Source organism: Pseudomonas sp. (assembly GCF_030684895.1).
Taxonomy (GTDB): domain Bacteria; phylum Pseudomonadota; class Gammaproteobacteria; order Pseudomonadales; family Pseudomonadaceae; genus Aquipseudomonas.
The window spans coordinates 1-23,505 of the sequence record NZ_JAUXXP010000088.1; the positions used below are offsets into that span (position 1 = coordinate 1).

At 60.3% G+C, this 23,505-nt stretch carries 22 protein-coding genes; 13 read left to right on the top strand and 9 right to left on the bottom strand.

The window, feature by feature from the left end:
* Window positions 1–391 precede the first annotated feature (391 nt).
* The 3 genes from brnQ to Q8M42_RS19290 all read left to right on the top strand — a co-directional run bounded on the left by brnQ (window position 392) and on the right by Q8M42_RS19290 (window position 2,942).
* Window positions 392–1,705: a branched-chain amino acid transport system II carrier protein gene (gene brnQ, locus Q8M42_RS19280; protein ID WP_304867241.1), complete on the top strand. Its 1,314-nt coding sequence runs from the start codon at window positions 392–394 to the stop codon at window positions 1,703–1,705.
* A 113-nt stretch (window positions 1,706–1,818) separates the two neighbouring features.
* Complete coding sequence (locus Q8M42_RS19285; protein ID WP_304867238.1) at window positions 1,819–2,553, top strand: DUF599 domain-containing protein; 735 nt, start codon at window positions 1,819–1,821, stop codon at window positions 2,551–2,553.
* Window positions 2,550–2,942 (top strand): MAPEG family protein, encoded by a 393-nt coding sequence (locus Q8M42_RS19290; protein WP_304867235.1) that lies wholly within the window; start codon window positions 2,550–2,552, stop codon window positions 2,940–2,942. Before Q8M42_RS19285 ends, Q8M42_RS19290 begins: the two co-directional genes overlap by 4 nt.
* Window positions 2,943–3,000: 58 nt before the next feature.
* On the opposite strand, the gene Q8M42_RS19295 is transcribed toward Q8M42_RS19290, so the two are convergent.
* Window positions 3,001–3,291 (bottom strand): hypothetical protein, encoded by a 291-nt coding sequence (locus Q8M42_RS19295; protein ID WP_305285335.1) that lies wholly within the window; start codon window positions 3,289–3,291, stop codon window positions 3,001–3,003.
* A 190-nt stretch (window positions 3,292–3,481) separates the two neighbouring features.
* Here Q8M42_RS19295 and Q8M42_RS19300 point away from each other — a divergent pair, with 190 nt between their 5' ends.
* The 7 genes from Q8M42_RS19300 to Q8M42_RS19330 all read left to right on the top strand — a co-directional run bounded on the left by Q8M42_RS19300 (window position 3,482) and on the right by Q8M42_RS19330 (window position 13,403).
* Complete coding sequence (locus Q8M42_RS19300; protein WP_304867229.1) at window positions 3,482–3,946, top strand: PaaI family thioesterase; 465 nt, start codon at window positions 3,482–3,484, stop codon at window positions 3,944–3,946.
* Window positions 3,943–4,389, top strand: a complete 447-nt coding sequence (locus Q8M42_RS19305) for a PaaI family thioesterase (RefSeq protein ID WP_090253305.1) — start codon at window positions 3,943–3,945, stop codon at window positions 4,387–4,389. Before Q8M42_RS19300 ends, Q8M42_RS19305 begins: the two co-directional genes overlap by 4 nt.
* 54 nt (window positions 4,390–4,443) lie before the next feature.
* Window positions 4,444–5,697, top strand: a complete 1,254-nt coding sequence (locus tag Q8M42_RS19310; protein ID WP_304867226.1) for an MFS transporter — start codon at window positions 4,444–4,446, stop codon at window positions 5,695–5,697.
* A gap of 87 nt (window positions 5,698–5,784) precedes the next feature.
* Window positions 5,785–7,689 carry a molecular chaperone HtpG gene (htpG, locus tag Q8M42_RS19315; protein ID WP_304867223.1) on the top strand — a complete coding sequence of 635 codons (1,905 nt, stop codon included), beginning with the start codon at window positions 5,785–5,787 and terminating at the stop codon, window positions 7,687–7,689.
* 136 nt (window positions 7,690–7,825) lie between these two features.
* On the top strand, window positions 7,826–11,509 hold the full coding sequence (locus Q8M42_RS19320) for a PAS domain S-box protein (protein ID WP_304867220.1): 3,684 nt from the start codon (window positions 7,826–7,828) through the stop codon (window positions 11,507–11,509).
* Window positions 11,506–12,504 (top strand): two-component system response regulator, encoded by a 999-nt coding sequence (locus Q8M42_RS19325; RefSeq protein WP_275962800.1) that lies wholly within the window; start codon window positions 11,506–11,508, stop codon window positions 12,502–12,504. The genes Q8M42_RS19320 and Q8M42_RS19325 overlap by 4 nt, the downstream gene beginning before the upstream one ends.
* Before the next feature lie 113 nt (window positions 12,505–12,617).
* Window positions 12,618–13,403 (top strand): dienelactone hydrolase family protein, encoded by a 786-nt coding sequence (locus Q8M42_RS19330; RefSeq protein WP_304867216.1) that lies wholly within the window; start codon window positions 12,618–12,620, stop codon window positions 13,401–13,403.
* Window positions 13,404–13,639: 236 nt separating this feature from the next.
* On the opposite strand, the gene Q8M42_RS19335 is transcribed toward Q8M42_RS19330, so the two are convergent.
* The 6 genes from Q8M42_RS19335 to Q8M42_RS19360 form a co-directional block, all read right to left on the bottom strand.
* Window positions 13,640–14,431 (bottom strand): DUF4394 domain-containing protein, encoded by a 792-nt coding sequence (locus Q8M42_RS19335; RefSeq protein WP_304867213.1) that lies wholly within the window; start codon window positions 14,429–14,431, stop codon window positions 13,640–13,642.
* Window positions 14,432–14,727: 296 nt separating this feature from the next.
* Complete coding sequence (locus Q8M42_RS19340) at window positions 14,728–15,441, bottom strand: anti-sigma factor domain-containing protein (protein ID WP_304867210.1); 714 nt, start codon at window positions 15,439–15,441, stop codon at window positions 14,728–14,730.
* Window positions 15,438–15,986 (bottom strand): sigma-70 family RNA polymerase sigma factor, encoded by a 549-nt coding sequence (locus tag Q8M42_RS19345; protein ID WP_304867207.1) that lies wholly within the window; start codon window positions 15,984–15,986, stop codon window positions 15,438–15,440. The genes Q8M42_RS19340 and Q8M42_RS19345 overlap by 4 nt, the downstream gene beginning before the upstream one ends.
* A gap of 90 nt (window positions 15,987–16,076) precedes the next feature.
* Window positions 16,077–16,937, bottom strand: a complete 861-nt coding sequence (locus tag Q8M42_RS19350; RefSeq protein ID WP_304867204.1) for a pirin family protein — start codon at window positions 16,935–16,937, stop codon at window positions 16,077–16,079.
* Complete coding sequence (locus Q8M42_RS19355) at window positions 16,937–17,335, bottom strand: OsmC family protein (RefSeq protein WP_304867202.1); 399 nt, start codon at window positions 17,333–17,335, stop codon at window positions 16,937–16,939. The genes Q8M42_RS19350 and Q8M42_RS19355 overlap by 1 nt, the downstream gene beginning before the upstream one ends.
* Window positions 17,332–18,231, bottom strand: coding sequence for an ABC transporter substrate-binding protein (locus Q8M42_RS19360; protein ID WP_304867200.1), 900 nt, complete (start codon window positions 18,229–18,231; stop codon window positions 17,332–17,334). The genes Q8M42_RS19355 and Q8M42_RS19360 overlap by 4 nt, the downstream gene beginning before the upstream one ends.
* Window positions 18,232–18,308: 77 nt before the next feature.
* Here Q8M42_RS19360 and Q8M42_RS19365 point away from each other — a divergent pair, with 77 nt between their 5' ends.
* From Q8M42_RS19365 to Q8M42_RS19375, 3 genes are all read left to right on the top strand, one after another.
* Window positions 18,309–19,331 (top strand): amidohydrolase family protein, encoded by a 1,023-nt coding sequence (locus Q8M42_RS19365; protein ID WP_304867197.1) that lies wholly within the window; start codon window positions 18,309–18,311, stop codon window positions 19,329–19,331.
* A 62-nt stretch (window positions 19,332–19,393) separates the two neighbouring features.
* Window positions 19,394–19,858, top strand: a complete 465-nt coding sequence (locus Q8M42_RS19370) for a DUF3859 domain-containing protein (RefSeq protein ID WP_304867194.1) — start codon at window positions 19,394–19,396, stop codon at window positions 19,856–19,858.
* A 187-nt stretch (window positions 19,859–20,045) separates the two neighbouring features.
* A complete protein-coding gene (locus Q8M42_RS19375; protein ID WP_305285350.1) occupies window positions 20,046–21,671 on the top strand; it encodes a methyl-accepting chemotaxis protein in 1,626 nt (541 codons plus the stop codon).
* Between the two features lie 79 nt (window positions 21,672–21,750).
* Here Q8M42_RS19375 and fabB read toward each other — a convergent pair whose 3' ends face one another.
* Together fabB and fabA are read right to left on the bottom strand one after the other, a co-directional pair.
* Complete coding sequence (fabB, locus tag Q8M42_RS19380) at window positions 21,751–22,971, bottom strand: beta-ketoacyl-ACP synthase I (RefSeq protein WP_304867188.1); 1,221 nt, start codon at window positions 22,969–22,971, stop codon at window positions 21,751–21,753.
* A gap of 12 nt (window positions 22,972–22,983) precedes the next feature.
* Entirely contained in the window at window positions 22,984–23,499 is a 516-nt protein-coding gene (fabA, locus tag Q8M42_RS19385) for a 3-hydroxyacyl-[acyl-carrier-protein] dehydratase FabA (RefSeq protein WP_304867185.1), read from the bottom strand.
* Between the last annotated feature and the right edge of the window lie 6 nt (window positions 23,500–23,505).

Genomic DNA, 23,505 nt, shown 5'->3' on the forward strand with positions numbered 1-23,505 from the left:
TGGCCAGAAAGCGGCAAGATCAATAGGATGCATGGTGACAGCAGGGTGCAGGGGTTGGTGTGTTTGGCGACTGCCAATTTACCTGCATCCCTGACTGTCAATCCTCTCTTTCCCACGATCCCGCGAAGAACCTTTTTTATGGCGGCCAAGGATGAACTGTTGCCGATGCGACAGCTTTTTTCACCAGTCCGACAGCCTGACCTGTGCCAGTGCCGCTGCTGCGTCAATTTCGTTAGGCTTGCAACTATTAGCGCCTGCTCCGCCACAAGCGGCTCAGGGTGCTGCAGTGGCCCTGCTTAACCGGCTGGGTGACGTTTCCCCCGATCCATCGGGAAACCCTCGGAACTTTCGGTTTTTAACTTGCAACTTTCTGCCTGTGGTATTCCCTTCTATGACTCGTTTGAAAGGCTCGGATCTCCTGGCCCTCGGTTTTATGACGTTTGCGCTGTTCCTGGGCGCCGGCAACATCATCTTTCCGCCCAGCGCTGGTATGGCAGCTGGCGAGAATATCGGCGCGGCGGCGTTGGGCTTTCTGCTCACAGGCGTCGGTTTGCCGCTGCTGACCATCGTTGCCCTGGCGCGCGTCGGTGGTGGCATGGCGCTGCTCACCGCACCGCTGGGTAAGCGCGCCGGCGTGCTGTTTGCGGTCGCGGTGTACCTGGCCATCGGTCCGTTGTTTGCCACGCCGCGCACTGCGGTGGTGTCGTTCGAGATGGGCGTTGCGCCGTTCAGCGGCAATAGCAGCACGGCGTTGCTGCTCTACACCCTGGCCTACTTTGCGGCGGTGCTGTTCCTGTCCCTCAATCCGGGGCAGCTGGTTGACCGCATCGGCAAGTACATCACCCCGGTGCTGCTGGCCGCACTGTTGGTCTTGGGCGGCGCGGCGCTGCTGGTTCCAGCAGGGGAGATCGGTCAGGTTTCGCCGGATTACCAGAGCACGCCTTTTGTGCAGGGTTTTCTGCAGGGCTATCTGACCATGGATACCCTCGGTGCGCTGGTGTTCGGCATCGTGATTGCCACCGCGATTCGTGATCATGGCGTGACTGATGGCAAGCTGATTACCCGTTATTCGGTGATTGCCGGCCTGATCGCCGCAGTAGGCTTGTCGCTGGTGTATATGGCGTTGTTCTACCTCGGCGCAACCAGCCAGGGGATTGCCGGTGAAGCGCAGAATGGCGTGCAGGTGCTCACCGCCTATGTGCAGCACACCTTTGGCACGGCTGGCAGCCTGTTATTGGCTGTGGTTATTACCCTGGCTTGCCTGACCACGGCTGTGGGTTTGTTGACCGCCTGTGGTGAGTTCTTCAGCAGCCTGTTACCGGTTTCCTATCGCACGGTGGTGATCACCTTCGGTCTGTTCAGCCTGCTGGTAGCCAACCAGGGCCTGACTCAACTGATCAGTTTCTCGATTCCGGTGCTGGTCGGTCTGTACCCGCTGGCCATTGTGTTGGTGGCGCTGAGCCTGCTGGATGATCTGTGGTGTTCGTCGGTGCGGGTATTTCGCCCGGTGATGGCCGTGACTCTGGTGTTTGGCCTGGTTGACGGGGTTGCTGCAGCCGGCGGCAAGGCGCTGATCCCTGGTTTCTTCAGCCAATTGCCGCTGGCGGACCAGAGCCTCGGCTGGCTGTTGCCGGTGCTGCTGACCTTGGTCCTGGCTGTTGTGGTGGACCGCGTGCTGGGTGCGCCGAAAACCGCCGCAGCCTAAGTTCTGCTGTTTAGCCGCTGTTGTTACCCCAGGCCGCTCACTGAGCGGCCTTTTTGTTGGCCAGCTGAAAGCCAGGCCTGTCTATAATCGGCGCAGGTTAACAAGGAGTTTGCATGCCAATCAGTGACTACTACCTGCCGCACCTGCTGGCTGTTATCTGGTTCGTCGTCTGCTGGGCCGGTTACACCCGCTATGCGCAGGCCAAGGGCCGCACCACGCCATGCTTGGCCAGCGTGCTGCACCTGTACCGCGAGGACTGGATGCGCCGCATGCTGCTGCGCGACAACCGTATCGCCGATGCCAACGTGATCGGCAATCTGGAACGTAACGCCTCGTTCTTCGCCTCCAGTACGCTGATCATCCTCGCCGGTATTCTCACCGTGCTCGGCGCCTCTGATCGTGCGGTTTCACTGCTGGCCGATCTGCCCTTTGTGCAGGCGGCCAGTCGCGAGCTGTCCGAGGTCAAGCTGCTGTGTCTGGGTATGGTGTTCGTTTACGCCTTCTTTACCTTCAGCTGGTGCATGCGTCAGTACAACTTCGCCGCCGTGCTGGTGGGTTCTGCGCCGATGGTGGGTGAGCGGCATGTGACGGAGCAGGAGCGCAAAGCCTTTGCCGAACGCACCGCGCGGGTGATCTCGATGGCCGCCAACCAGTTCAACCAAGGGTTGCGCGCCTATTACTTTGGCATGGCTACCCTGGCCTGGTTTATCAATCCATGGTTTTTCATGCTGGTCAGTGCAGGTGTGGTATTGGTGTTATACCGCCGTGAGTTTCACTCCGATGTGCTGGAAGTGATGGTCTACACCCAGACCCCGGCGTTCGAGTCGCCCAAGGAGAAAAGCGAATGAGCATCCCATTCTGGTGCATCTTTATCAGCGCGTTACTGATCTTTATCGCCAAGGCCCCAGTGGCCAAGGCCATGGCGAAGGAGGGTGACGGTCACTACGACAACCACCATCCACGCGCCCAGCAAGCTCGTCTGACCGGTTTTGGAGCGCGTGCCTTGGCCGCGCACCTGAACAGTTTCGAGGCGTTTCCGCTGTTTGCCGTAGGCGTGCTGATGGCCCATGTGACCAATAACCACGGCGTATTGGTGGATGTATTGGCCGTGACCTTCGTGGTGGCGCGGGTGCTCTATCTGTTTTTCTACTGGGCTGACCTGCACTGGCAGCGCAGTGTGGTTTGGGTGGTTGGGCTGCTGTGCAGCCTGCTGCTGATGCTGGTTCCGGCGCTTTGATTGCGCCATAAATAAACAGGCCCGCATTAAGCGGGCCTGTTTGCTTCAGCTGGAAGGCTTATTGGCCGTCAACAGCATCTTTGACTTCATCGCCAGCATCGTTGATGGCGTCAGCTGCATCATTGGCAGCGTCTTCGATTTTCTCGCCAGTGGTTGGCTCAGTGCCCATCACTTCATCGGCTTTCTGCTCATTGGCTTCGCCGGTTTCTTCAACGGCATCACCCATGGATTCGATGGCTTCAGCAGCGGATTCCTTGGCCGACTCTACTTTGTCTTCCGGGGTTTTTTCGCAAGCTGCCAGGCCGAGCATGGCGGCGAGAAGCAGGGCATAGGTGAATGGCTTTTGCACGGTTAGTACTCCTTGTAATGTAGTGATCAATGCCGGGTCTCCCGGGCATAGCCATTAAACAGCACTGTTTCGCCGAAGTTCCCCATTAATTTAACGCTGGTTCTCATCAACGGGCTGCCTTCGTGATGTCGGCCCTTGTGACAGCGGGTATCATGCTCACCCTTTGTACAGTTGTCCTGAGTCTGAAGTCATGAGCGATTCCCCTATTGTTGCGCGGGCGCAGCGTTTTCTATCAGCCCTGCGCCATTGCCAGGTGCTCGGCATGAGCGTGCACAGCGCCGATGCGCAGGGGCTGATCCTGCGTTTACCTTACAGCCCGCAAATTGTTGGCAACCCGGAAACCGGGGTGATCCACGGTGGTGCCATCACCACGCTGATGGATACCACCTGTGGCATTTCCACGGTGTGCGTGCTGCCCGAATTCGAAATCTGCCCGACCCTCGACCTGCGCATCGATTACATGCGCCCGGCCGAGCCGAACAAGGATGTATTTGGTTTCGCCGAGTGCTACCGGGTGACCGAGAACATCATCTTCACTCGCGGCTATGCCTATCAAGACAACCCCGATGAGCCGATTGCCCATGTGGTTGGGGCGTTTATGCGCATGGGTAAGCCAGCTGATCTGCAACGCACCGCCAAGGGGGCTGGCCAATGAGCACGCTGAACCTCAACCAGCTGGTGCGCGAAGCCCACGAGCAGAACAACTACGACTCACTGATCAGTCTGATTCCCTACGCCAAGTTGCTCGGTATCGAGTGCCTGCGCCTAGGCGATGACATGGTGTTTCGCCTGCCGGCCAACCAGGACAATATCGGTAATCCGACCTTGCCCGCACTGCATGGCGGAGTGATCGCCGGCTTTATGGAACATTCGGCGATGCTGCACCTGCTGATGTTTATGGGCATTCCACATTTGCCGAAAATCATCGACTTCTCGATAGATTACCTTCGCGCTGGCCATTATCGTGACACCTTCGTGCAATGCCAGGTGTGGCGCCAGGGTCGTCGGGTCGCCAACGTGGCCATCACTGCCTGGCAAACCAACCAGACCGAGCCAATTGCCACGGCGCGGGCGCACTTTAAGGTCGATGAACCTTGAGGGATGCCGGCCCGGCGGATAACCCCTCGTTTAACCATCGCTAAGGAATACTGAATGGATGCGCTGCTGATTCTGGGTGGCTTGCTGCTGATACTCGCCGGGTTGGTCTGGCTGGTGATGCGCGCTTTTGCTACCAGCCTGCTATGGGGCTGGGCCAGTTTCCTGCCGCCGTTCACCTTGCTGTATGTGCTGCGCCACTGGCGTTCAGCGCGGCCAGCCTTGGCCTTGGCCAGTTTGGGGATTATCCCACTGGTGGTCGGTCTGACCTTGCTGGCCAGCCATGATGCGCAGCGTCTGGAAGACATCCTCAGTCTCAAGTGGCTCAAGCCCGAAGTACAGGCACCGGCCGAACTGGCCATTGAGCTGCGCGGCCAGCTGAATGGCCGACCATTCGCGCCGCAGCAGGCCGAGTTGCTCGATGGCGTGCTGAGCTTGCGTGAGGGCCAGGATTTCTTCGCCCAGAGTGAGCTGATAATTCGTCTGCCGAAAGTCGACAAAGGCCCGGTACGGTTCGATGTGCTGCCGGCCGATGAAGGCATCCTGCCGGAAGTGGAAATCAGCTGGTTATTGCCCGAGCAGGAGTTGCCCGAAGCGCGACGCTTGAGCCGTGGCTACACCTTGCATTTGGACTTGCAGCCGCTGGCGCCAAACAAGCTGGCCGGTGATTTCCACCTGGTACTGCCGCCGCAATTCAAGACCACCCTGAGCGGCAAGCTTGAGCTGTTTCGCAACGGCCTGCGCTATCAGGGCGATAAAGTGGATCGCCAGTTCGACTCGGTCGATACCGTCAGCCACGTGATTCAGGACTACTTGGAGCGCCGCTTTGCCACTCGCCAGGTGCAGCTGCAGCCCATCGGCAACCTGAACTTCCCCTTGCAGAGCCTTGATCTGAACGTCCAGGCGCGGATTAATGGCGAGCTGCAGCAGTTGCCAATTCTGCTGCAGAAGCAGGACAAGCGTGGCTGGCACGTTGCTGCCGATAGTTTTCCGCCATTGCCTAGCGCAGTGGCGCCGCCCGCAGCCGAGGCCAAACCGGCTGCAGTGGCGACGGTCGTTCCGGAGCGCGTCAGTCGGCCGCTGGATCGACGCGTGCGCTTCAGCCTCGACGGCTTGCTACGCAGCCCCAACCGCTATGCAAACCTCAGCATGCGTGCGACCACCGAGCGCGGTAGCAGTGCCGAAGGGCGTTTCCATGGTATCGACCAGGATGGGCGGATCGTCCTGCGCCAGCGCATGAGCGGGCAGGGCGAAGTCAGCTACAGTCTGCTGCCGGAAGAGATTACCCGTATCGAGTTGCTTGAGCCTTAAGCCAAACACTTGAAATCCCACAACATGCCCCCACCTGTATGACATCCGCCGTACTGCGGCTTCGTCAACAATGTGGAGTAAGAGAGCATGAGTGTGGAAACTCAAAAAGAAACCCTGGGCTTCCAGACCGAGGTGAAGCAGCTGCTTCACCTGATGATCCATTCGCTGTATTCGAACAAGGAAATCTTCCTTCGCGAGCTGATTTCCAACGCATCGGATGCCACCGACAAACTGCGTTTCGAGGCGCTGGCCAAGCCTGAGCTGCTCGAAGGCGGCGACCCGCTTAAAATCCGCGTCAGCTTCGACAAGGACGCCAAGACCGTCACCCTCGAAGACAACGGCATCGGCATGAGCCGTGAAGACGCGATCACCCACCTGGGCACCATCGCCAAGTCCGGCACCGCAGACTTTATGCAGCACCTGACCGGTGACCAGAAGAAGGATTCGCACCTGATCGGCCAGTTCGGCGTGGGCTTCTATTCGGCCTTTATCGTTGCCGACAAGGTTGACGTGTACAGCCGCCGCGCCGGTAGTCCGGCCAGCGAAGGCGTGCACTGGTCGAGCAAAGGCGAGGGCGAGTTTGAAGTTGCCACCGTTGAAAAAGCCGAGCGCGGCACGCGTATCGTGCTGCACCTGAAAGCGGCCGAAGACGAGTTCGCCGATGGCTGGCGTCTGCGCAATATCATTAAGAAGTACTCCGACCATATCGCCTTGCCGATTGAATTGCCGAAAGAATTCCACGGTGAGGAGAAGGACAAGCCCGCGGAAGTTGAGTGGGAAACCGTCAACCGCGCCAGCGCCCTGTGGACCCGTCCGCGTACCGAGATCAAGGATGAGGAATACCAGGAGTTCTACAAGCACATCGGTCACGATTTCGAGAACCCGCTCTCCTGGAGCCACAACAAGGTTGAGGGCAAGCTGGAATACACCTCCTTGCTTTACACCCCGGCGCGTGCGCCGTTCGATCTGTATCAGCGTGAAGCACCGCGTGGCTTGAAACTCTATGTGCAGCGCGTATTTGTCATGGATCAGGCCGAGTCGTTCCTGCCGCTGTACCTGCGCTTTATCAAGGGTGTGGTCGACTCCAACGACCTGTCGCTGAACGTTTCCCGCGAGATCCTGCAGAAAGACCCGATCATCGACTCGATGAAGTCGGCGCTGACCAAGCGCGTGCTGGATATGCTGGAAAAACTGGCGAAGAACCAGCCGGAAGAATACAAAAGCTTCTGGAAGAATTTCGGTCAGGTGCTCAAGGAAGGCCCGGCCGAAGACTTCGCCAACAAGGAGAAGATCGCCGGTCTGCTGCGTTTTGCTTCTACCCGCAGCGAAGATGGCGAGCAGAGCGTTGGTTTGGGCGAGTACATCGCGCGCATGGCCGAAGGTCAGGACAAGGTTTACTACCTGACAGGCGAGTCCTACGCCCAGGTTAAGAACAGCCCGCACCTGGAAGTGTTCCGCAAGAAAGGCATCGAAGTGCTACTGCTCACCGACCGTATCGACGAGTGGCTGATGAGCTACCTGACCGAGTTCGACGGTAAGCAGTTTGTCGACGTGGCGCGTGGCGATCTGGACCTCGGCAAGCTGGATTCGGAAGAAGACAAGAAGGCCCAGGAAGAAGTCGCAAAGGCCAAAGAAGGCCTGGTCGAGCGCCTGAAAACCGCACTCGGTGAGCAGGTTGCCGAGGTGCGTGTTTCGCACCGCCTGACCGACTCGCCGGCGATTCTGGCCATCGGCGAGCAGGACCTGGGTTTGCAGATGCGCCAGATCCTCGAAGCCAGCGGGCAGAAGGTGCCTGACTCCAAGCCGATCTTCGAATTCAACCCAGCTCACCCGCTGATCGAGAAGCTCGATGGCGAGGCTGACGAACAGCGCTTTGCTGATCTCACTCATATCCTCTTCGATCAAGCCGCACTGGCTGCTGGGGATAACCTGAAAGATCCGGCCGCTTACGTGCAGCGTTTGAACAAGCTGCTGGTCGAACTTTCTGCCTGATCGCTGTAACCCCTAAAAAGCCCGCCATTGGCGGGCTTTTTTGTCGGCGCTTGATTGACAGCATGGCCGGGGTCGTTTGTGATGCTGTCATTGCGCCACTGGTGCGCATGCACAACCGATGCAGTCTTGGGGTGGTATGCAGTTTCTTGATCAGTTGTTTATCGCCAGTGCCGATCCCAGCGTTTTGCTACTTAGCAATTACGACCCGCTGCTGGTGGTGATGTCGCTGTGCATTGCTGTGTTCACCTCGGGCATGGCCCTGCAGCTGGCAGGCGTGGCCCGCGACAGTGAAACCGCCTGGTGGCGGCAGATCACCATTCTTACCGGCTCGCTGGCCTTGGGGGCTGGGGTCTGGGCCATGCACTTTCTCGGCATGCTGGCGTTTCAGCTGTGCGCCGAGGTGCGTTTTGATCTCGACGTAACCTTGCTGTCGATGCTGCCGAGCCTGGCAGCGTCCTGGGTGGCCTTGACCGTGCTGGCGCGGCGCAACCTGAGCCTGCTGCAGCTGTGCATCGGCGGGGTGCTGGTGGGCGCGGGGATTGGCGCGATGCACTACAGCGGCATGGCCGCGATGCAGATGGCGCCGCTGCTGCGTTACGACCCCTGGATGTTTGCCTTGTCGATTCTGGTGGCGGTCGGTCTGGCCATTCTTGCCCTGTGGGTGCGCTTTGGTCTGGAAGGCCGCCTGCCAGCGCTCTGGGCCTTGCTGATTAGCGCGCTGGTGATGGGCCTGGCGATCAGTGGTATGCACTACACCGGCATGCAAGCGGCCCGCTTTGTTGGTGTGGCCGAATCGGAGCAGCCGATTGCCGTGCTCGATAGCCTGTACCTGGGCAGTGCCATCTCGCTGATTACCGTTGCCCTGACGGTTTTTGTCGTGGCGGCCAATGCGCTGCTGCGCTATCGCCGGCTGAGCCTGCAGCTGCAAGCCAGTGAACAGCATTTACGCTCGATTTTCGATACCGCGCTCGACTCGATCCTGACGGTCGACCATGCCGGCATCATTCGCTCGACCAACCGCGCCGCTACGCGTCTGCTGGGCTGGCAGCCTGATGAGCTGGTCGGTCTGCCGATCCGCCGTCTGCTCAACGAGCACGATGGCAACCTCTATGCGGCGCACCTGCGCAACTACTTGGACAGCGGCACTCTGGCCTTGTCGGGCGCCGAACAGGAGTTGCACTGCATTGCCAGCAACGGCCAGGCCAAGCCGGTGCGTATCAGCGTCGGCGTAACCCGCTCGGGCAATCACCCGCTGTTCGTGGTGTTCGTCAACGACATCAGCGGGCGCATCCAGATGGAACAGGCGCTGCGTGAGAGCGAACAGCAATACCGCTCGCTGATCAGCAATATCCCCGGGGTTTCCTTTCGTTGCTTGCTAGATGAGCAATGGACCATGCTGTTTGTCAGCGATGCGGTGCAGGGTCTCACTGGTTGGAGTGCCGATGACTTCATTAGCCAGCGCCAGTCGATTGCTGAGCTTTATCACCCTGACGATTATCAACCGGTGGCCGACCAGGTGCTGGAGGCTATCGAGCAGCGGCGCAATTACACCGTCGAGTACCGTTTGTTCGACCGCGATGGCAAGGAACACTGGATCTGGGAAAGCGGCAGTGCCGTGTGTGATGAGCAAGGCATTCCACGCTGGATTGACGGTGTACTGCTCGACCAGACCGAAACCAAGCTGCGCAACGCCGAGTACGAAGGCAAGGTCAACGCTATCAGCAAGGCCATGGCACTGGTTGAGTTTGACTTGCACGGCCATGTGCTGGAAATCAATGACAACGCCCTGGATCTGTTCGGTTATCAGCGTGCCGAGGTGATCGGCCAACACCACAGCCTGTTCTGCGACCCTCTGTATGCCGACAGTGACGACTACCGGCAGTTCTGGGCGGCGTTAGGCAATGGCCAGTTCTCCGCCGGTGAATACCGGCGTATCGCGCGCGGTGGGCGTGAGGTGTGGATTCAGGCGACCTACAACCCGATTCTCGATACCGATGGCAAACCCTTCAAGGTGGTCAAGCTGGCCACCGACCTGACCCCACGGCGCTTGATGGAGCAGGAAACCCGTGCCGCTCGCGACCGTGCCGAGGCGGCAGCGGCGGCGCGCAGCAGTTTCCTGGCCAATATGAGCCATGAGATTCGCACGCCGATGAACGCCATCATCGGCTTTACCGAATTGCTGATCGGTACACCGTTGGCCGATGACCAGCGCCGCCATCTGCAGACCGTGCAGCAGGCGTCGCGCTCGTTGCTCGGTTTGCTCAACGACATCCTCGATACCGCCAAGCTCGACCGTGGCGCGATTGAGCTGGAAGACTTGGACTTCTCCCTGCGCGAGCTGTGCGAGCAGGTTTGCGCTACCCAGCGTCTGGCGGCGGAAAACAAGGGCCTGGCGTTGCAGCTGGAGTACCCGGCGCAGCTGCTGGAGTTCTTCCGTGGCGATGCCCTGCGCCTGCAACAGGTGCTGACCAACCTGCTCGGCAATGCGGTGAAATTTACTGCTCAGGGCCGGGTGTACCTGCGCGTGCAGGGTGAGGCCGGCGCGATCCGCCTGATCGTCGAAGACAGTGGCATCGGCATTGCGGCTGATCGCCTGGAGAAGATTTTCGAGCCCTTTGCCCAGGCCGATGCATCGATGAGCCGGCGTTTTGGCGGCACGGGATTGGGCACCACCATTTCGCGCCAGCTGGTCGAGCTGATGGGCGGGCGCTTGCGGGTGGAAAGTAACCTGGGCGAGGGCAGCCGCTTTATCGTCGAGTTGCCCTTGCGCGCCGGTCAACGCCTGGCCCCGCAGGTAGGCCAGGCGCTGCCGCAACTGGCGGCATTGCACGTTCTGGCCGCCGACGATGTGCCGCAGAACCTGGAGCTGTTGCAGCTCAACCTGCAGCGTCTGGGCCACCAGGTCACGTGCGTGGCTGATGGGCAGGCGGCAGTTGAAGCCTATATCAGCGGCCGCTTTGATCTGGTGCTGATGGATGTGCAGATGCCCCTGGTCGACGGCCTGGAAGCGTCCCGGCGTATCCGTGCCCTGGAGGCCACCCAGCAGCGTGCGCCCATCCCGATTATTGCCCTGACCGCCAGCGTGCTGGATCAGGATCGCCAGGCCGCGCTGGATGCCGGGATGAACGGCTTTGCCTCAAAACCCCTCGATCTGCCGGCCTTGCTGGCGGAAATGGCGCGTCTGTTGGGCGTGGCTCAGGGCCACGGGGGCGTCGAGAACACTGCAGCGGCAACGACCGGCTTGTTCGACTGGCAGCGCGGCACCAGCCTGTGGGGCGGGCCGGTGCAGATGAGCCAGGCAATTCAACGCTTTCTGAGTGAGCAGGGCGCCCTGGTCGAGCAGCTGAACAGCATGCTGGAGAAGAATGACTGGGATACCGGGCGCAGCCTGGTGCACCGTTTTCGCGGCGCGGCGGCCAATCTGGCGCTGACCCATTTGTCCGGTCTAGGGCTGGCAATCGAGCAGGCGTTCAACCAGCGCGAGGGCCTGCATTTGCGCAGCCTGCTGCTGGAGTTGTCACGCGCCCTGGCGGCTGTTGCCGAGGCCCTGCCGCTGGTGCCGGAGGCGATCACCCAGACGCAGACCCAGGATAGCCAGCAGCTGCGGGCAGCGCTGCTGCGTTTGCAGCAAGCCGTCAGCCGTGGCGGGCTGGATGATCAGGCGCTGGCTTACCTGAGCCAGGGGCTGCAGGGTGCGCAGCAGAAAAAGGCTCTGGCGCGTATGCGCCAGGCGCTGGATGATTTTGACTTTGACCTGGCGCAGCAGTCGCTTAGCGAGCTGCTGCAGCAGTTGCATGATGAGGAAAGCCAGACACCATGATCACCCCAGTCGATGTTCGGCCGCTGCTTTTGCTGGTCGACGATGAGGCCACCAACCTGCAGGTGCTGCGGCATATCCTGCAGGAGGACTACCGCCTGCTGTTTGCCAAGGACGGCGGCAAAGCCCTGGAAATGGCCGAACGTGAGCGACCGGACCTGATCCTGCTGGATGTGATGATGCCGGGCATGACCGGCTATGAAGTGTGCCAGGCACTCAAAGCGCAGCCCCAGTTGGAGGCCATTCCGGTGATCTTTGTCACCGCGCTGGCCGATGTCGAAGATGAGGCGCGCGGCTTCTCCGTGGGGGCGGTCGATTACATCACCAAGCCGGTCAGCCCGCCGATCGTGCGCGCTCGGGTGCGCACGCACCTGTCGCTGGTGCGCATGGATGAACTGCGCCAGACCCGCCTGCAGATCGTTCAGCGCCTCGGCATGGCCGCCGAGTACAAGGACAACGAGACTGGCCTGCACGTGATTCGCATGAGCCATTTTTCCAAGGTGCTGGCCCTGGCCGCAGGCTTCAGTGAAGCGGCCGCCGAAGAGCTGCTTAACGCCGCGCCGATGCACGATGTCGGCAAGATCGGCATTCCCGATGCGGTGCTGCGCAAGCCGGGCAAACTCGATGAGGAGGAGTGGGCGGTGATGCGCCAGCACGTCGAGATCGGTGCGCGGATTATTGGTGAGCATGCTTCCGGCCTGCTGCGCACGGCGCAGCGCATTGCTCTGTCGCACCACGAGAAGTGGGATGGTACGGGCTACCCCAATGGCCTGAGTGGCGAGGACATCCCGCTGGAAGGACGCATTGTGGCGATTGCCGATGTGTTTGATGCACTGACCAGCGTGCGTCCCTACAAGGCGGCCTGGTCGGTTGAAGATGCAGTCGGCCTGCTGCAGGAGGAAAGTGGTCGGCATTTCGATCCGCAGCTGGTCGAGCTGTTTATTCAGCAGCTGCCTTTGATCCTGGAAATCAAGGAGCGCTGGGCAGAGCAGGGCTAGGCGGTAACAGGCTGAAACCTTTGCGGCTGCTCCAGGCGGTGTCCACGCTTGGTCATCACGCCGCTGCGGACTATGGTTGTGGCTGCGCTTAATCCATCCCGAGGAGCCTCGCCATGTCCACGAAAACCCTGTTACCCCTACTGTGTGCCGGCATGATCGGTTTTGCTGAAGCCGCTGTGGTGGTCAAACCGGTGCCGTATGAGATCGACGGTGAAGCCTTCGAGGGCCTGTTGATCTACGACGATGCGGTCACCACGCCGCGCCCCGGCCTGCTGATGGTGCCCAACTGGCTGGGCGTTACCGAGGATTCGGCGAAGAAGGCCGCCCGCGCGGCCAGCGATAAATACGTGGTGTTTATGGCTGACATGTACGGCAAGGCCGTGCGCCCGACCAATGCTGATGAAGCCAAGGCCGCTGCGACCCTGGTGCGTAGCGACCGGCCGTTGATGCGCAAACGCGCGCAAGCTGCGGTGGAGGTACTCAAGGCGCAAACCGCGCAGGTGGCGCTGGATGTCAGCAAACTGGGGGCGATTGGTTTCTGCTTCGGTGGCGGTGCGGTGTTGGAACTGGCGCGCTCCGGCGCTGAGCTGAAAGGTTTTGTCTCGTTCCACGGCAACCTGGATACGCCTAACCCGAGTGACGCGCAAAACATCAAGGCACCGGTTCTGGTGCTGCATGGCGCGGACGACCCGGCGGTGCCGCAGGAGCAGGTCGATGGCTTTATTGCGGAAATGAAAGCGGCCAAAGCCGATTGGCAGTTGGTCAGCTACGGCGGTGCGGTGCACTCCTTTACCAGCCCGGTGGCCAATGTGCCGGGGCGCAATGAATACCACCCGGTAGTGGCTGCGCGCGCCTTCAAGGCCATGGATGATCTGTTTGCGGAAACCTTCGCCAAATAAGTCGTGAGCGGGAAGGCCGGGCCTTCCCGCGTCCTTGCTTAGAACCTGTTTCGAGTCTCGCGAGCTAGAGCGAGACAAGGCAAAAATGGCCGAGGAAGCGGAGTTTACTAGCTGTAAATGAGCATTACTCGTTTCACTCGCCCTGCGGGCCGCGCTAAAGCGCGTTAGACGCAAGCGGCTTGCCGAGGCCATTTTTAACGCCGTATCGCCGACGCGCAGCAGACTCGATATAGGTTCTACATGCCTGGCAGTACGGCGATATCAATGATATTGCCCGGCAGGTCGGCAACCTCACCCAGGGTGGTCGGCTTACCAGTAGCCAGGTCCAGGGTATGCAGCGTGGTGCCGGTGAGCAGGTAGGCGGTGTTGCCGCCTTTGCCGTCGCTGGCGATATCCAGGGCCGCATTTTTCAGACCATCAACGATCTTGCCCACAATTTGCTGAATGCCATCGTTCGGCGGGTTCTGCAGCATCAGGCTGCTGCTGGCCAGATCGACGTTATACAGCGCAGTGGCCTGGGTGCCGGCATAAGCGTTGCTGTAGGCACCCGCTACCACCTTGGCGCTCTTGCCGGCATAGGGGCCATCGGCTGCATAGGCGACGCTGCCATCGACGACTACTTCACCGGTTTCGACATTGACGCGAAAGCTGGTGCCGTCAGCGGCGAGCATGCGCAGTTTGTCGGCGACTGGGTTGAAATCGACCACGGCCTGACCGCTGCCTGGCAGCTGCTTGTCCAAACTGGCGACCTTACTGGCCGCACCCGTGGCCAGGTCCAGGGTGTAGAGCTGATTGTCGCTGCCCAGCGCATAGAGCAGGCCGTTGGCCGGGCGCACATCGATGCCGCGCAACGGGCTTGGGCTGTTGGTCGACATCGTGGCAGTAACTTTCAGGCTGGTGCTGTCGATCTTCAACAGCTGACCGTCGGCACCCAGGGCCAGTAGGGTCGCTGCGCTGGCAGTGCCGGCGGCAAGGCTGAGGGTGGCAGTGGTAATGGCAGCGGTCAGCAGGGTATTGAGGCTGTTCATATGTGTTCTCTCGTCTGTAGTAGTCCAGCATCGATGCAAGGTCGGCTAAGAACCTGCTCACGATCTGCTGCGCGTCGGCCCTACTGCGTTAAAAACAAGCTCGGACTGCTCATTTACAGTTCGTAAACTCCGCGTCCTCGCTTGTTTTCGCCTTGTATGGCTCTAGCTCGCTAGACCGTGAACAGGTTCTAAGGCCCGCCTTGCAGGTGCCTCGATGAAACACCTGATAGCTATACCCACGAGAGAACGTCTGGATGTCGCCGCCTGAAAATAAATTCAGTTTTTTGCAAATGACCTCAGTTAACCGATGCCATCACCGCGCGGCCGATATACAGCACCTTGCCGGTTGGCCGATCCTTGGGTGAGCCGCCGGGCGGTTCCAGGGTCAGCTCGAACAGCTGGCCGGGTTGTACCGCGCCAATCTGCTCGGCAGACAGCTGCAGCGGCTTACCCGGTTCGACCAGGCCCAACGAGCGCGGGCCGATGGCTGGATCGATCAACGTCCAGAATTGCACCGAGCGGTCGGCTGGGATCTGATCCTCCAGCAGTGGTTGTAGGCGCAAACTGCCACTGCCATCAACATGCACCACCCAGCCTGGCTTGGCGGCTTCACCCGGGGCTTGCAGCACCACGGTGTAGCTATCTCCAGCCATGTCAGTGCGCCACAGGTTAGGCATGAGCGCGACGATTAGGGCGAATGCCAGCGCAGCACTGGTAAGTCGCCAGGTGGTCAGGCTCTGCCACCAAGCCAGCCAGGCATTCATCCGACTGGCGGCTGGGGTCAGGCCAAGGCTGTCCTGCAGGCGCTGCCACAATTGCGCCGAGGGTGTCTGCGGTGGCAGCTGATCGCTCAGTTCAAGAAAGTGCTGTTGCCACTGCAGGGCCATTTGCGCGGCTTCACTGTCGTGCTCGATCAACTCGCGCACCTCAGCAGCTTCGGCCTCATCGAGCAGGCCCAGGACGTATTCGCCGATCAATGCCCGGCGTTCGGCAGGTTGCTGCGAAATCATGCTTGCAAACACTCCTGCAGCGCGCGCAAACCGGCGCGGATACGGCCTTTGATGGTACCCAGCGGGGTGGTCAGGCGGTTGGCGATTTGTTCATGGGTCAGGCCGCGGTAGAAGGCCAGCAGGATCGGGTGACGGCGATTGCGTTCGATGTTTTGCAGGCAGCGACGCAGTTGCTGGTGTTCGCCTTGTTGTTCCAGCAGTTCGGCGGCCTGCGGGCTGTCGTCGGCGGCGCGCTCGATAAAGTCGTCATCCATCTCCACCGTGCGACCCCGGCTGCGCAGCTGGTTCAACGCGCGGTAGCGCAGGATGCTGTAGATCCAGGCGCGGCCGCTGCCAAGCGCGCGTTGAAAACGCTGAGCGTTGCGCCATATCTGCACAAAGGCATCGTGCACGCAGTCTTCAGCCTGATCACGACGGCCGAGCAGGGTGATAGCCAACCCGAGCATCTGCGCGGCCTCCTGTTGGTAGAGCGCCTGGAATGCGCGGTCGTCCTGCCGGGCGCAGGCTTCCAGATGGCTTTCGTAATCAAACAGCGGCTGCGCCATGCACTGGGTTCCTGAGTGTGTGTGCGTGCCAAGGGTTATACCCGAGCACCTGCGCTTTGGATGTCTCGGGAGTGCAACAAATCTTCTCTGTCAGCGCGGCAGCTCGATGCGCTCGGTCTCGCCTGGCACTGTTGGCCAGTCCTGCGCGGCCCAGCGTTCACGCGCCTGATCAATCAGGGCCGGGTCGCTGGCGACGAAGTTCCAGTTGATCCGTCGCGGGCCAATCGGCGCACCGCCGATCAACACCAGGTGGCTCTCGCTGCAGGCGCTGAGGGTGTAGGTCTCGCCTTCGGGCAGCACCAGCATGCCGCGCAACGGCAGTTGCTGGTCGTCCAGTGTGGCCTCGCCGTCAATCAGATACAGCGCGCGTTCGGCATGCTCGGCGGGTATCTGCAGGGCGCTGCCTGCGGCCAGCTTGATCTCGGCATAGATCGTTGGCGACAGCACCGGTACGGGTGATTGCAGGCAGAAGCCGGTGCCGGCAATCAGGCAGATGTCCACGCCCATGCTGGTGCTGCGCGGCAGGCTGTCAGCGGGGTGGTGGCTGTAGCTGGGTTCGCCTTGCTCATCGGCGGCGGGCATGGCCAGCCAGACCTGCAGGCCATGCATGTGCGAGCCGCTTTCCCACAAATCCTGCGGGGTGCGCTCGACATGCGCGACGGCACGGCCTGCGGTCATCCAGCTGACTTCGCCGGGGCTGACCAGCTGATTCGAGCCGAGGCTGTCCCTGTGCTGCAATTGCCCTTTGAACAGGTAGGTGAGGGTGGACAGGCCGATATGCGGGTGCTGGTTGATGTTCATGCCGCTGCCGGCCGGGTAGGTGTTTTCCAGAATATGGTCGAAGAACACGAACGGCCCAACGCTGCGGCACTTGGCCGAGGGCAGAGGGCGCAGGATAGGTTGTCCGCCGAGGTTTTCCGGGCGCGGCTGGATCAGTAGAAAATCGCTCATTACACGCCCTCGCTTAGCTGAGTACTGACCTGAACCTCGCTGCTGGTCATCAGTTTGTGAATCGGGCATTTATCGGCGACGCGTAGCAGCTGCTGGCGTTGCGCGTCATCCAGCGCGCCGTGCAGGGTCAGTTCGACATCCAGGCGGTAGATGCCCTGGCGTTCCTGGCTGTCATCGCGGTTGAGCTTTACGTCGAGGCCGTCCAGGGGTAAACCGCGCTGTTTGGCATACAGCGCCAGGGTCAGCGCCTTGCACGCGCCCAGCGCCGCGTCGAACAGATCATGGGGTTCAGGCGCTGAACCTGCGCCGCCCAGCTCCACCGACACGTCGCTGTGCAGGGTGTGCGGGCCAATGCTGATGCGCTGCAGCAGGCCTTTGTCGTTGCTGATGCTGATCATTTGAGCTCCTTGGGCTGAAACCATAATGCCTTGCGGGCAAATGGCGTTGCAGGGGGTAAGTCGGGGTTGTGCAATTCGATGATGCGCCGGCTATGCAAGTTGGCCTGGCGCAGGGTGTCGCCATGGTACTGCTCGAACAGGCGCTGAAAACTGCCATCGGCAATCATCGCCTCCAGGCCGCGCTCAATGTCGGCAGCCAGGTCCGGGCGGTTGCGTGAGGTGAAGAAATAGAACGCGGTTGGGTAATGCAGCAGCAGGTGGTTGTCGATGCTCAGCGCCAGCCCGCTTTCCGCCGCGCGCGCCTGCTCCTGCCAGGCCACCACGACTTCACGGGGAAACAGATCGAAGCGCCCGGCGGCGAGCATCTGGAACAAGCCGCGATAGTGCTGGCTGGTCACCACCTTCAGGCCATTGGCCCGCAGGATCGCAGTATCCGGCCAGTCGTGGCGTTGGCCGAAGCTGAAGCGTTTAAGTTGATCGAGGTTCTCCACCGTGGCCAGTCGCTCGGCATCCGCGCTGCGCTGCAGCAGCACACGCCAGCCGATCAGGCCGCGGTAGATCGGGATGCGGATCGGTAGCAAACGTGCTTCACGCTCACGGGTGGTCATGGTCCACATCACCTGCACGCTTTTGCTGTCGTGCTCGATGGCCAGCAAGGCGCGGCTTTGCGCCATGGGCACGGGTGTGGCCTGCAGCTGGTAGCGTCCGGGTGTGCGCTCCAGCGCTGCGGTCAGCAGCGCCAGGGCATAGGCTTCGGGGTCAATGCCGTCCGAGTGCAGCGGGTAGTTCAAGCGCTCTGCGGCATGGGCTGTTGCCAGGTTGCACAGCGCAACAATCAGCAGTGCCTGCAGGTAGTTGGGCCAGGTGCGTTGCCGGTGTGTTGAGGCTGAAGCCATTGCTGCAATCCTGGTTTCTGAACTAGACCTCAGTGTAGTGAGTCAATTGTGCTCACGTCTTCAAGGAGGATTGAGGTTTGAGGCGACTTGCATTGAGTCTTGCGGTTTTAGTCACTGTTTGCAGCCCGCTGGCGCTGGCCCGCGATTACCGTTTTAGTGATGCCCATCTGCACTACGTGGATTTCTTTCAGGAAAGCGCGGGCATGACCGAACTGTTCGAGCAGATGGCGGCCGGCAATATCGAGCATGTAATGCTCTCGGGCATTCCGGTGGCGAAGAAGTGGGATGAAGACGAACCCAAACGCCCACGTTACTACGCCGGCGATGATGCCAATGCCTATTGGTACAGCGCCACCGATGTGCTGGTGGCGCATGCCTACAAGCAGGTACCCGCCGAGCAGCGCAAACGCCTGCACCCGTTTCTCTCCGGCTTTAACCCGAACGACAAGAATGCCGATGCGCATATCCGCCGCATGCTCGAACTCGACCCTGGCCTGTGGCAAGGCATCGGCGAGATTTTCACCCGGCATGACGACCTCACCGCGCTGATCCATGGTGATGCGCCGCGGGCCAATAACGAAGCCCTGGCGCGGGTCTTTCATTTGGCTGCCGAGTACGACCTGCCGGTGATGCTGCATTCCAATATCACCTCCAAACGCGAGCGCAATCCGCTGTACCTGCAAGAGATTGAGGACCCGCTGCGCAACCATCCACATGTGCGGTTTATCTGGGCGCATGCCGGCACCAGCATGGAAATTCATCGGCATCAGGAAAAGCTGGATTTCCTTCTGCCCACCCTTGAGCGGATGCTCAAGCAGTACCCCAATCTGTATATCGACCTGTCCTGGACCATGCTCCAGCCGTATTTGCTGGATGCCGATGGCCAGCCCGATGCAGCCTGGGTAAAACTGATCAGCAGTTATCCGGCGCGCTTTATGCTCGGCTCCGATGTGGTCGGCCGCTTCACTGGCCTGGCGGACTATATGAACGGCTTTAAGCCGTTTCTCGATGCCTTGCCGGAGGATGTCGCCCATCAGGTGGCGCGCGATAACTTCCTCGCGGTGTTGCCGCGCCGGGTGCAGGCTGAGCTGCTGGAGTAGAGCTGTAATAGCCTTGTCATACAGGTGTCATAGGCTCGCGCCATCTAAAAAAGGAGCGCGACATGCAATACACCCGTTTTAGTGCCCTGGCCGCACTTGTCTTGACCAGCAGTCTGGCGCAGGCCGAAGTCCGGGTAGACGGCCCGGTCGAATACGGCGTTTTCGCCAGCGATTATCAGGACTTCCAGGAAGGCGAGCGGGTATTGACCCGCAGTAATCAACAGATCGAACTGGGCGAGGTGATTCCCGCCAAGCTCGGCACTAAATTTGGCCTGCGCTACAGCCTGGCCGGCAAGGTGGCCGAAGATTCGCCGCTGACCTTGCTCTACCTCACCCCTGGAGTGGTGACCCCGCAAGGCACGCGCCACGACAAATTCGTGGTAACGCAAAAGCCGGTTCCCGGCGCACCGCAGGATGTCATGGCCTTTGAATTCACCGAAATGCATGAAGTGGTGCCAGGTGAGTGGCACTTTATGGTGTTTCAGGATGACCGCAAGTTGCTGGAGCAGCGGTTTATCGTGCGTTGAAGCTACTTGAAGTCGCAACGCTAAACCCGAGCCTCTGCTCGGGTTTTTTATGTGCAAGGGGTCAAGAATCTAGTGCTAGAGTCGATACGGAGTCTGTAGATAGTGGCTGAAGGTCTTAAGGCATTCATAAGGATGGTAGCCATATGCTATCGAGCAAGCTGCTTCAGAATCATAAAGGACGGCCGTGATGACCCTAAGAAACCTCAATATAGCGCCCAGAGCATCGCTGGGTTTTGGCCTGGTGGCGCTGTTGGTGCTGATACTCGGCGGCTTCTCGCTGCTGCAGATGGCAGAAATGAACAAGCAGTCTGAGCAGGTAAACGAAAACTGGTTACCCAGCATCCTCAGCTTGGGCGAGATGAACCAGGACGTTCTGCGGCTGCGAGCGCTGACCTTGCGCTTGATGCTCAATACCGATGAGGCTATTACCCAACAGAATCTGGCCCGCGTTGAAGAGCTCAGAAGCATGTTGGGCAAGGCGCAAGGCAATTATGAAAAACTGATTTCCAGTGCCGAAGAAAAGAGCGCATACGGGCGCTTCAAGCAGGCAGAAGGCAACTATCTGCAAGAGCAGCGCAAGATCGTCGAGGCGGTGCGGCAAAGTGATCTGGATGCGGCCTTGGCGGTTGCCAATGGCTCGCTCAATGGACATGCCGATAGCATGGCCAAGGCCTTGACTGAACTTTCGGAGTTAAATCGGCTGGGTGCCACCGCAGCAGCCAAGACAGCCGATGAGGTATTTGCCAGCGCACGCTTGTGGGTGATCGTTATGATCGCTCTGGCACTGGGCCTGACGGTGATTCTGGCATTGCTGCTGACCCGCAGCATCGTCGCGCCGCTGACCGAAGCGGTGCGGGTGGCTGAAGTGGTGGCGAGCGGCAACTTGACCCAGACAATCGAGGTGCAGGGCAGCGATGAGCCTGCGCGTTTGCTGGGGGCTTTGAAAAGCATGCAGCAGAGCCTGCGCAGCACCATCCAGAATATTTCCGACTCCTCCACGCAGCTGGCTTCGGCCTCGGAAGAACTCAGTGCGGTAACCGAAGATTCCACCCGCGGCTTGCACCAGCAGAACAATGAGATCGAGCAGGCGGCCACGGCGGTCAACCAGATGACCAGCGCCGTGGAAGAGGTGGCGCGCAACGCCGTCAGCACCTCCGAGGCCTCCAGTGAATCCAACCGTACCGCCCAGCATGGTCGCGAGCAGGTGCGCCAGACCGTCGAGTCGATCAGCCACCTGGCGGATGACGTAACCCATACCGCTTCTGAGGTTGAACAGCTGGCCGGGCAAGTGCGCGATATCAGCAAGGTGCTGGATGTGATCCGCTCGATTGCCGAGCAGACCAACCTGCTGGCGCTGAACGCAGCGATTGAAGCCGCACGGGCCGGTGAAGCCGGGCGCGGTTTTGCCGTGGTGGCCGATGAAGTACGCGCCCTGGCGCATCGCACGCAGCAGTCGACCCGTGAGATCGAACAGATGGTCAGCGGCATTCAGCAGGGCACCGATAAGGCAGTCAACGCCATGCAGAACAGCAACAGCCGGGCGCGTTCAACACTGGATGTGGCCAAGGCGGCCGGCCAGGCACTGGATGAGATTGCTGCTGCGATTTCGCAGATCAACGAACGTAATCTGGTGATCGCCAGCGCCTCGGAAGAACAAGCCCAAGTGGCCCGCGAAGTCGACCGCAACCTGGTGAATATCCGCGATCTGTCGATGCAGTCTTCGGCTGGAGCCAACCAGACCAGCGCGGCCAGTCAGGAATTGTCGCGCCTGGCGGTGGATCTAAACGCACTGGTAGCACGTTTCTCTATTTGATTTAGCACTGTGCCAACCGCAACAAAAAAGGCCATCCCTAAGGATGGCCTTTTTTATGTTGCAAACAAACGGTTTGGGCTTATTTGCCAGCCCAGCGCTTGAGTACCAAAGTAGCGTTGGTGCCGCCGAAGCCGAAGCTGTTGCTCATCACCGTGTCGAGCTTGGCGTTCTCGACTGTGCTGCGCTGGATCGGCAGGTCGGCAATTTCCGGGTCGACTTCGTCGATATTGACCGAACCGGCGATAAAGTTGCCTTCCATCATCAGCATGCAGTAGATCGCTTCCTGTACGCCGGCGGCGCCCAGGGAGTGACCGGACAGGCTCTTGGTCGAGCTAATGGCGGGCGCCTTGGCGCCGAACACTTCGCGCACTGCACGGCTTTCCGCGACGTCGCCGACCGGGGTCGAGGTGCCGTGGGTGTTCAGGTAGTCGATTGGCGTATCAACGGTGGCCAGGGCTTGCTGCATGCAGCGCACTGCGCCTTCACCGCTCGGAGCGACCATGTCGTAACCATCGGATGTGGCGCCGTAGCCGACGATTTCCGCGTAGATTTTCGCGCCGCGAGCAAGGGCATGCTCCAGCTCTTCGACCACCACCATGCCGCCACCACCGGCGATGACGAAGCCGTCACGCTTGGCGTCGTAGGCGCGTGAGGCTTTTTCCGGGGTTTCGTTGTACTGGGTGGAGAGGGCCCCCATGGCGTCAAACAGGAAGCTCTGGCTCCAATGCTCTTCTTCACCGCCGCCGGCAAACACCACATCCTGCTTACCCAACTGGATCTGCTCCATGGCATTGCCGATGCAATGGGCGCTGGTGGCGCAGGCTGAGGAGATCGAGTAGTTGACGCCCTTGATTTTGAACGGCGTGGCCAGGCAGGCGGAAACGGTACTGCCCATGGTGCGCGGCACGCGGTATGGACCGACGCGTTTGACGCCTTTCTCGCGCAGGATGTCCATGGCCTCCATCTGGTTGAAGGTCGATGCACCGCCAGAGCCTGCGATCAAACCCACGCGTGGGTTGGAGATTTCTTCCGCGCTGAGGCCCGAATCCTTGATCGCCTGCTCCATGGAGAGGTAAGCGAAGGCTGCGGCATCCCCCATAAAGCGATAGACCTTGCGGTCGATCAGCTCTTCCAGGTTGAGGTCAACCGAGCCGGATACCTGGCTGCGCAGGCCCATTTCGGCATAGGCAGGGTTGAAACGGATGCCTGACTTGCCAGCACGCAGGTTGGCAGAGACGGTGGCTTTGTCATTGCCCAGGCAGGAAACGATGCCCAGGCCGGTAATCACGACGCGACGCATGCGATGAGTCCTTTAGAAATTGTCGGTAGAAGTGAACAGGCCAACCCGCAGGCCTTCGGCGCTGTAGATTTCTCGGCCATCAACGCTGACGGTGCCATCGGCAATCGCCAGGACCAGGGAGCGGGCGATGGTGCGTTTGATATGGATGTTGTAGGTGACTTTCTTGGCGGTCGGCAGCACCTGGCCGAAGAACTTCACTTCGCCCGAACCGAGAGCGCGGCCGCGGCCGGGGTTGCCCTGCCAGCCGAGGTGGAAGCCGACCAATTGCCACATGGCATCCAGGCCCAGGCAGCCTGGCATTACTGGATCACCTTCGAAATGGCAGGCGAAAAACCACAGGTCAGGAGTGATATCGAGCTCGGCGACTATTTCGCCCTTGCCGTACTTGCCGCCGGTGTCGCTGATGTGGGTGATGCGATCGATCATCAGCATGTTCGGCGCGGGCAGTTGCGCATTACCTGGGCCGAATAGTTCGCCGCGACCGCAAGCGAGCAGTTCTTCCCGGGTGAAGGCGTTTTGTTTGGTCATGCGAGC

Excerpts from the sequence above, each read along its gene's own strand:
- brnQ (WP_304867241.1), top strand. The coding sequence starts at position 392 with ATGACTCGTTTGAAAGGCTCGGATCTCCTGGCCCTCGGTTTTATGACG.
- Q8M42_RS19285 (WP_304867238.1), top strand. The coding sequence starts at position 1,819 with ATGCCAATCAGTGACTACTACCTGCCGCACCTGCTGGCTGTTATCTGG.
- Q8M42_RS19290 (WP_304867235.1), top strand. The coding sequence starts at position 2,550 with ATGAGCATCCCATTCTGGTGCATCTTTATCAGCGCGTTACTGATCTTT.
- Q8M42_RS19300 (WP_304867229.1), top strand. The coding sequence starts at position 3,482 with ATGAGCGATTCCCCTATTGTTGCGCGGGCGCAGCGTTTTCTATCAGCC.
- Q8M42_RS19305 (WP_090253305.1), top strand. The coding sequence starts at position 3,943 with ATGAGCACGCTGAACCTCAACCAGCTGGTGCGCGAAGCCCACGAGCAG.
- Q8M42_RS19310 (WP_304867226.1), top strand. The coding sequence starts at position 4,444 with ATGGATGCGCTGCTGATTCTGGGTGGCTTGCTGCTGATACTCGCCGGG.
- htpG (WP_304867223.1), top strand. The coding sequence starts at position 5,785 with ATGAGTGTGGAAACTCAAAAAGAAACCCTGGGCTTCCAGACCGAGGTG.
- Q8M42_RS19320 (WP_304867220.1), top strand. The coding sequence starts at position 7,826 with ATGCAGTTTCTTGATCAGTTGTTTATCGCCAGTGCCGATCCCAGCGTT.
- Q8M42_RS19325 (WP_275962800.1), top strand. The coding sequence starts at position 11,506 with ATGATCACCCCAGTCGATGTTCGGCCGCTGCTTTTGCTGGTCGACGAT.
- Q8M42_RS19330 (WP_304867216.1), top strand. The coding sequence starts at position 12,618 with ATGTCCACGAAAACCCTGTTACCCCTACTGTGTGCCGGCATGATCGGT.
- Q8M42_RS19335 (WP_304867213.1), bottom strand. The coding sequence starts at position 14,431 with ATGAACAGCCTCAATACCCTGCTGACCGCTGCCATTACCACTGCCACC.
- Q8M42_RS19340 (WP_304867210.1), bottom strand. The coding sequence starts at position 15,441 with ATGATTTCGCAGCAACCTGCCGAACGCCGGGCATTGATCGGCGAATAC.
- Q8M42_RS19345 (WP_304867207.1), bottom strand. The coding sequence starts at position 15,986 with ATGGCGCAGCCGCTGTTTGATTACGAAAGCCATCTGGAAGCCTGCGCC.
- Q8M42_RS19350 (WP_304867204.1), bottom strand. The coding sequence starts at position 16,937 with ATGAGCGATTTTCTACTGATCCAGCCGCGCCCGGAAAACCTCGGCGGA.
- Q8M42_RS19355 (WP_304867202.1), bottom strand. The coding sequence starts at position 17,335 with ATGATCAGCATCAGCAACGACAAAGGCCTGCTGCAGCGCATCAGCATT.
- Q8M42_RS19360 (WP_304867200.1), bottom strand. The coding sequence starts at position 18,231 with ATGGCTTCAGCCTCAACACACCGGCAACGCACCTGGCCCAACTACCTG.
- Q8M42_RS19370 (WP_304867194.1), top strand. The coding sequence starts at position 19,394 with ATGCAATACACCCGTTTTAGTGCCCTGGCCGCACTTGTCTTGACCAGC.
- Q8M42_RS19375 (WP_305285350.1), top strand. The coding sequence starts at position 20,046 with ATGACCCTAAGAAACCTCAATATAGCGCCCAGAGCATCGCTGGGTTTT.
- fabB (WP_304867188.1), bottom strand. The coding sequence starts at position 22,971 with ATGCGTCGCGTCGTGATTACCGGCCTGGGCATCGTTTCCTGCCTGGGC.
- fabA (WP_304867185.1), bottom strand. The coding sequence starts at position 23,499 with ATGACCAAACAAAACGCCTTCACCCGGGAAGAACTGCTCGCTTGCGGT.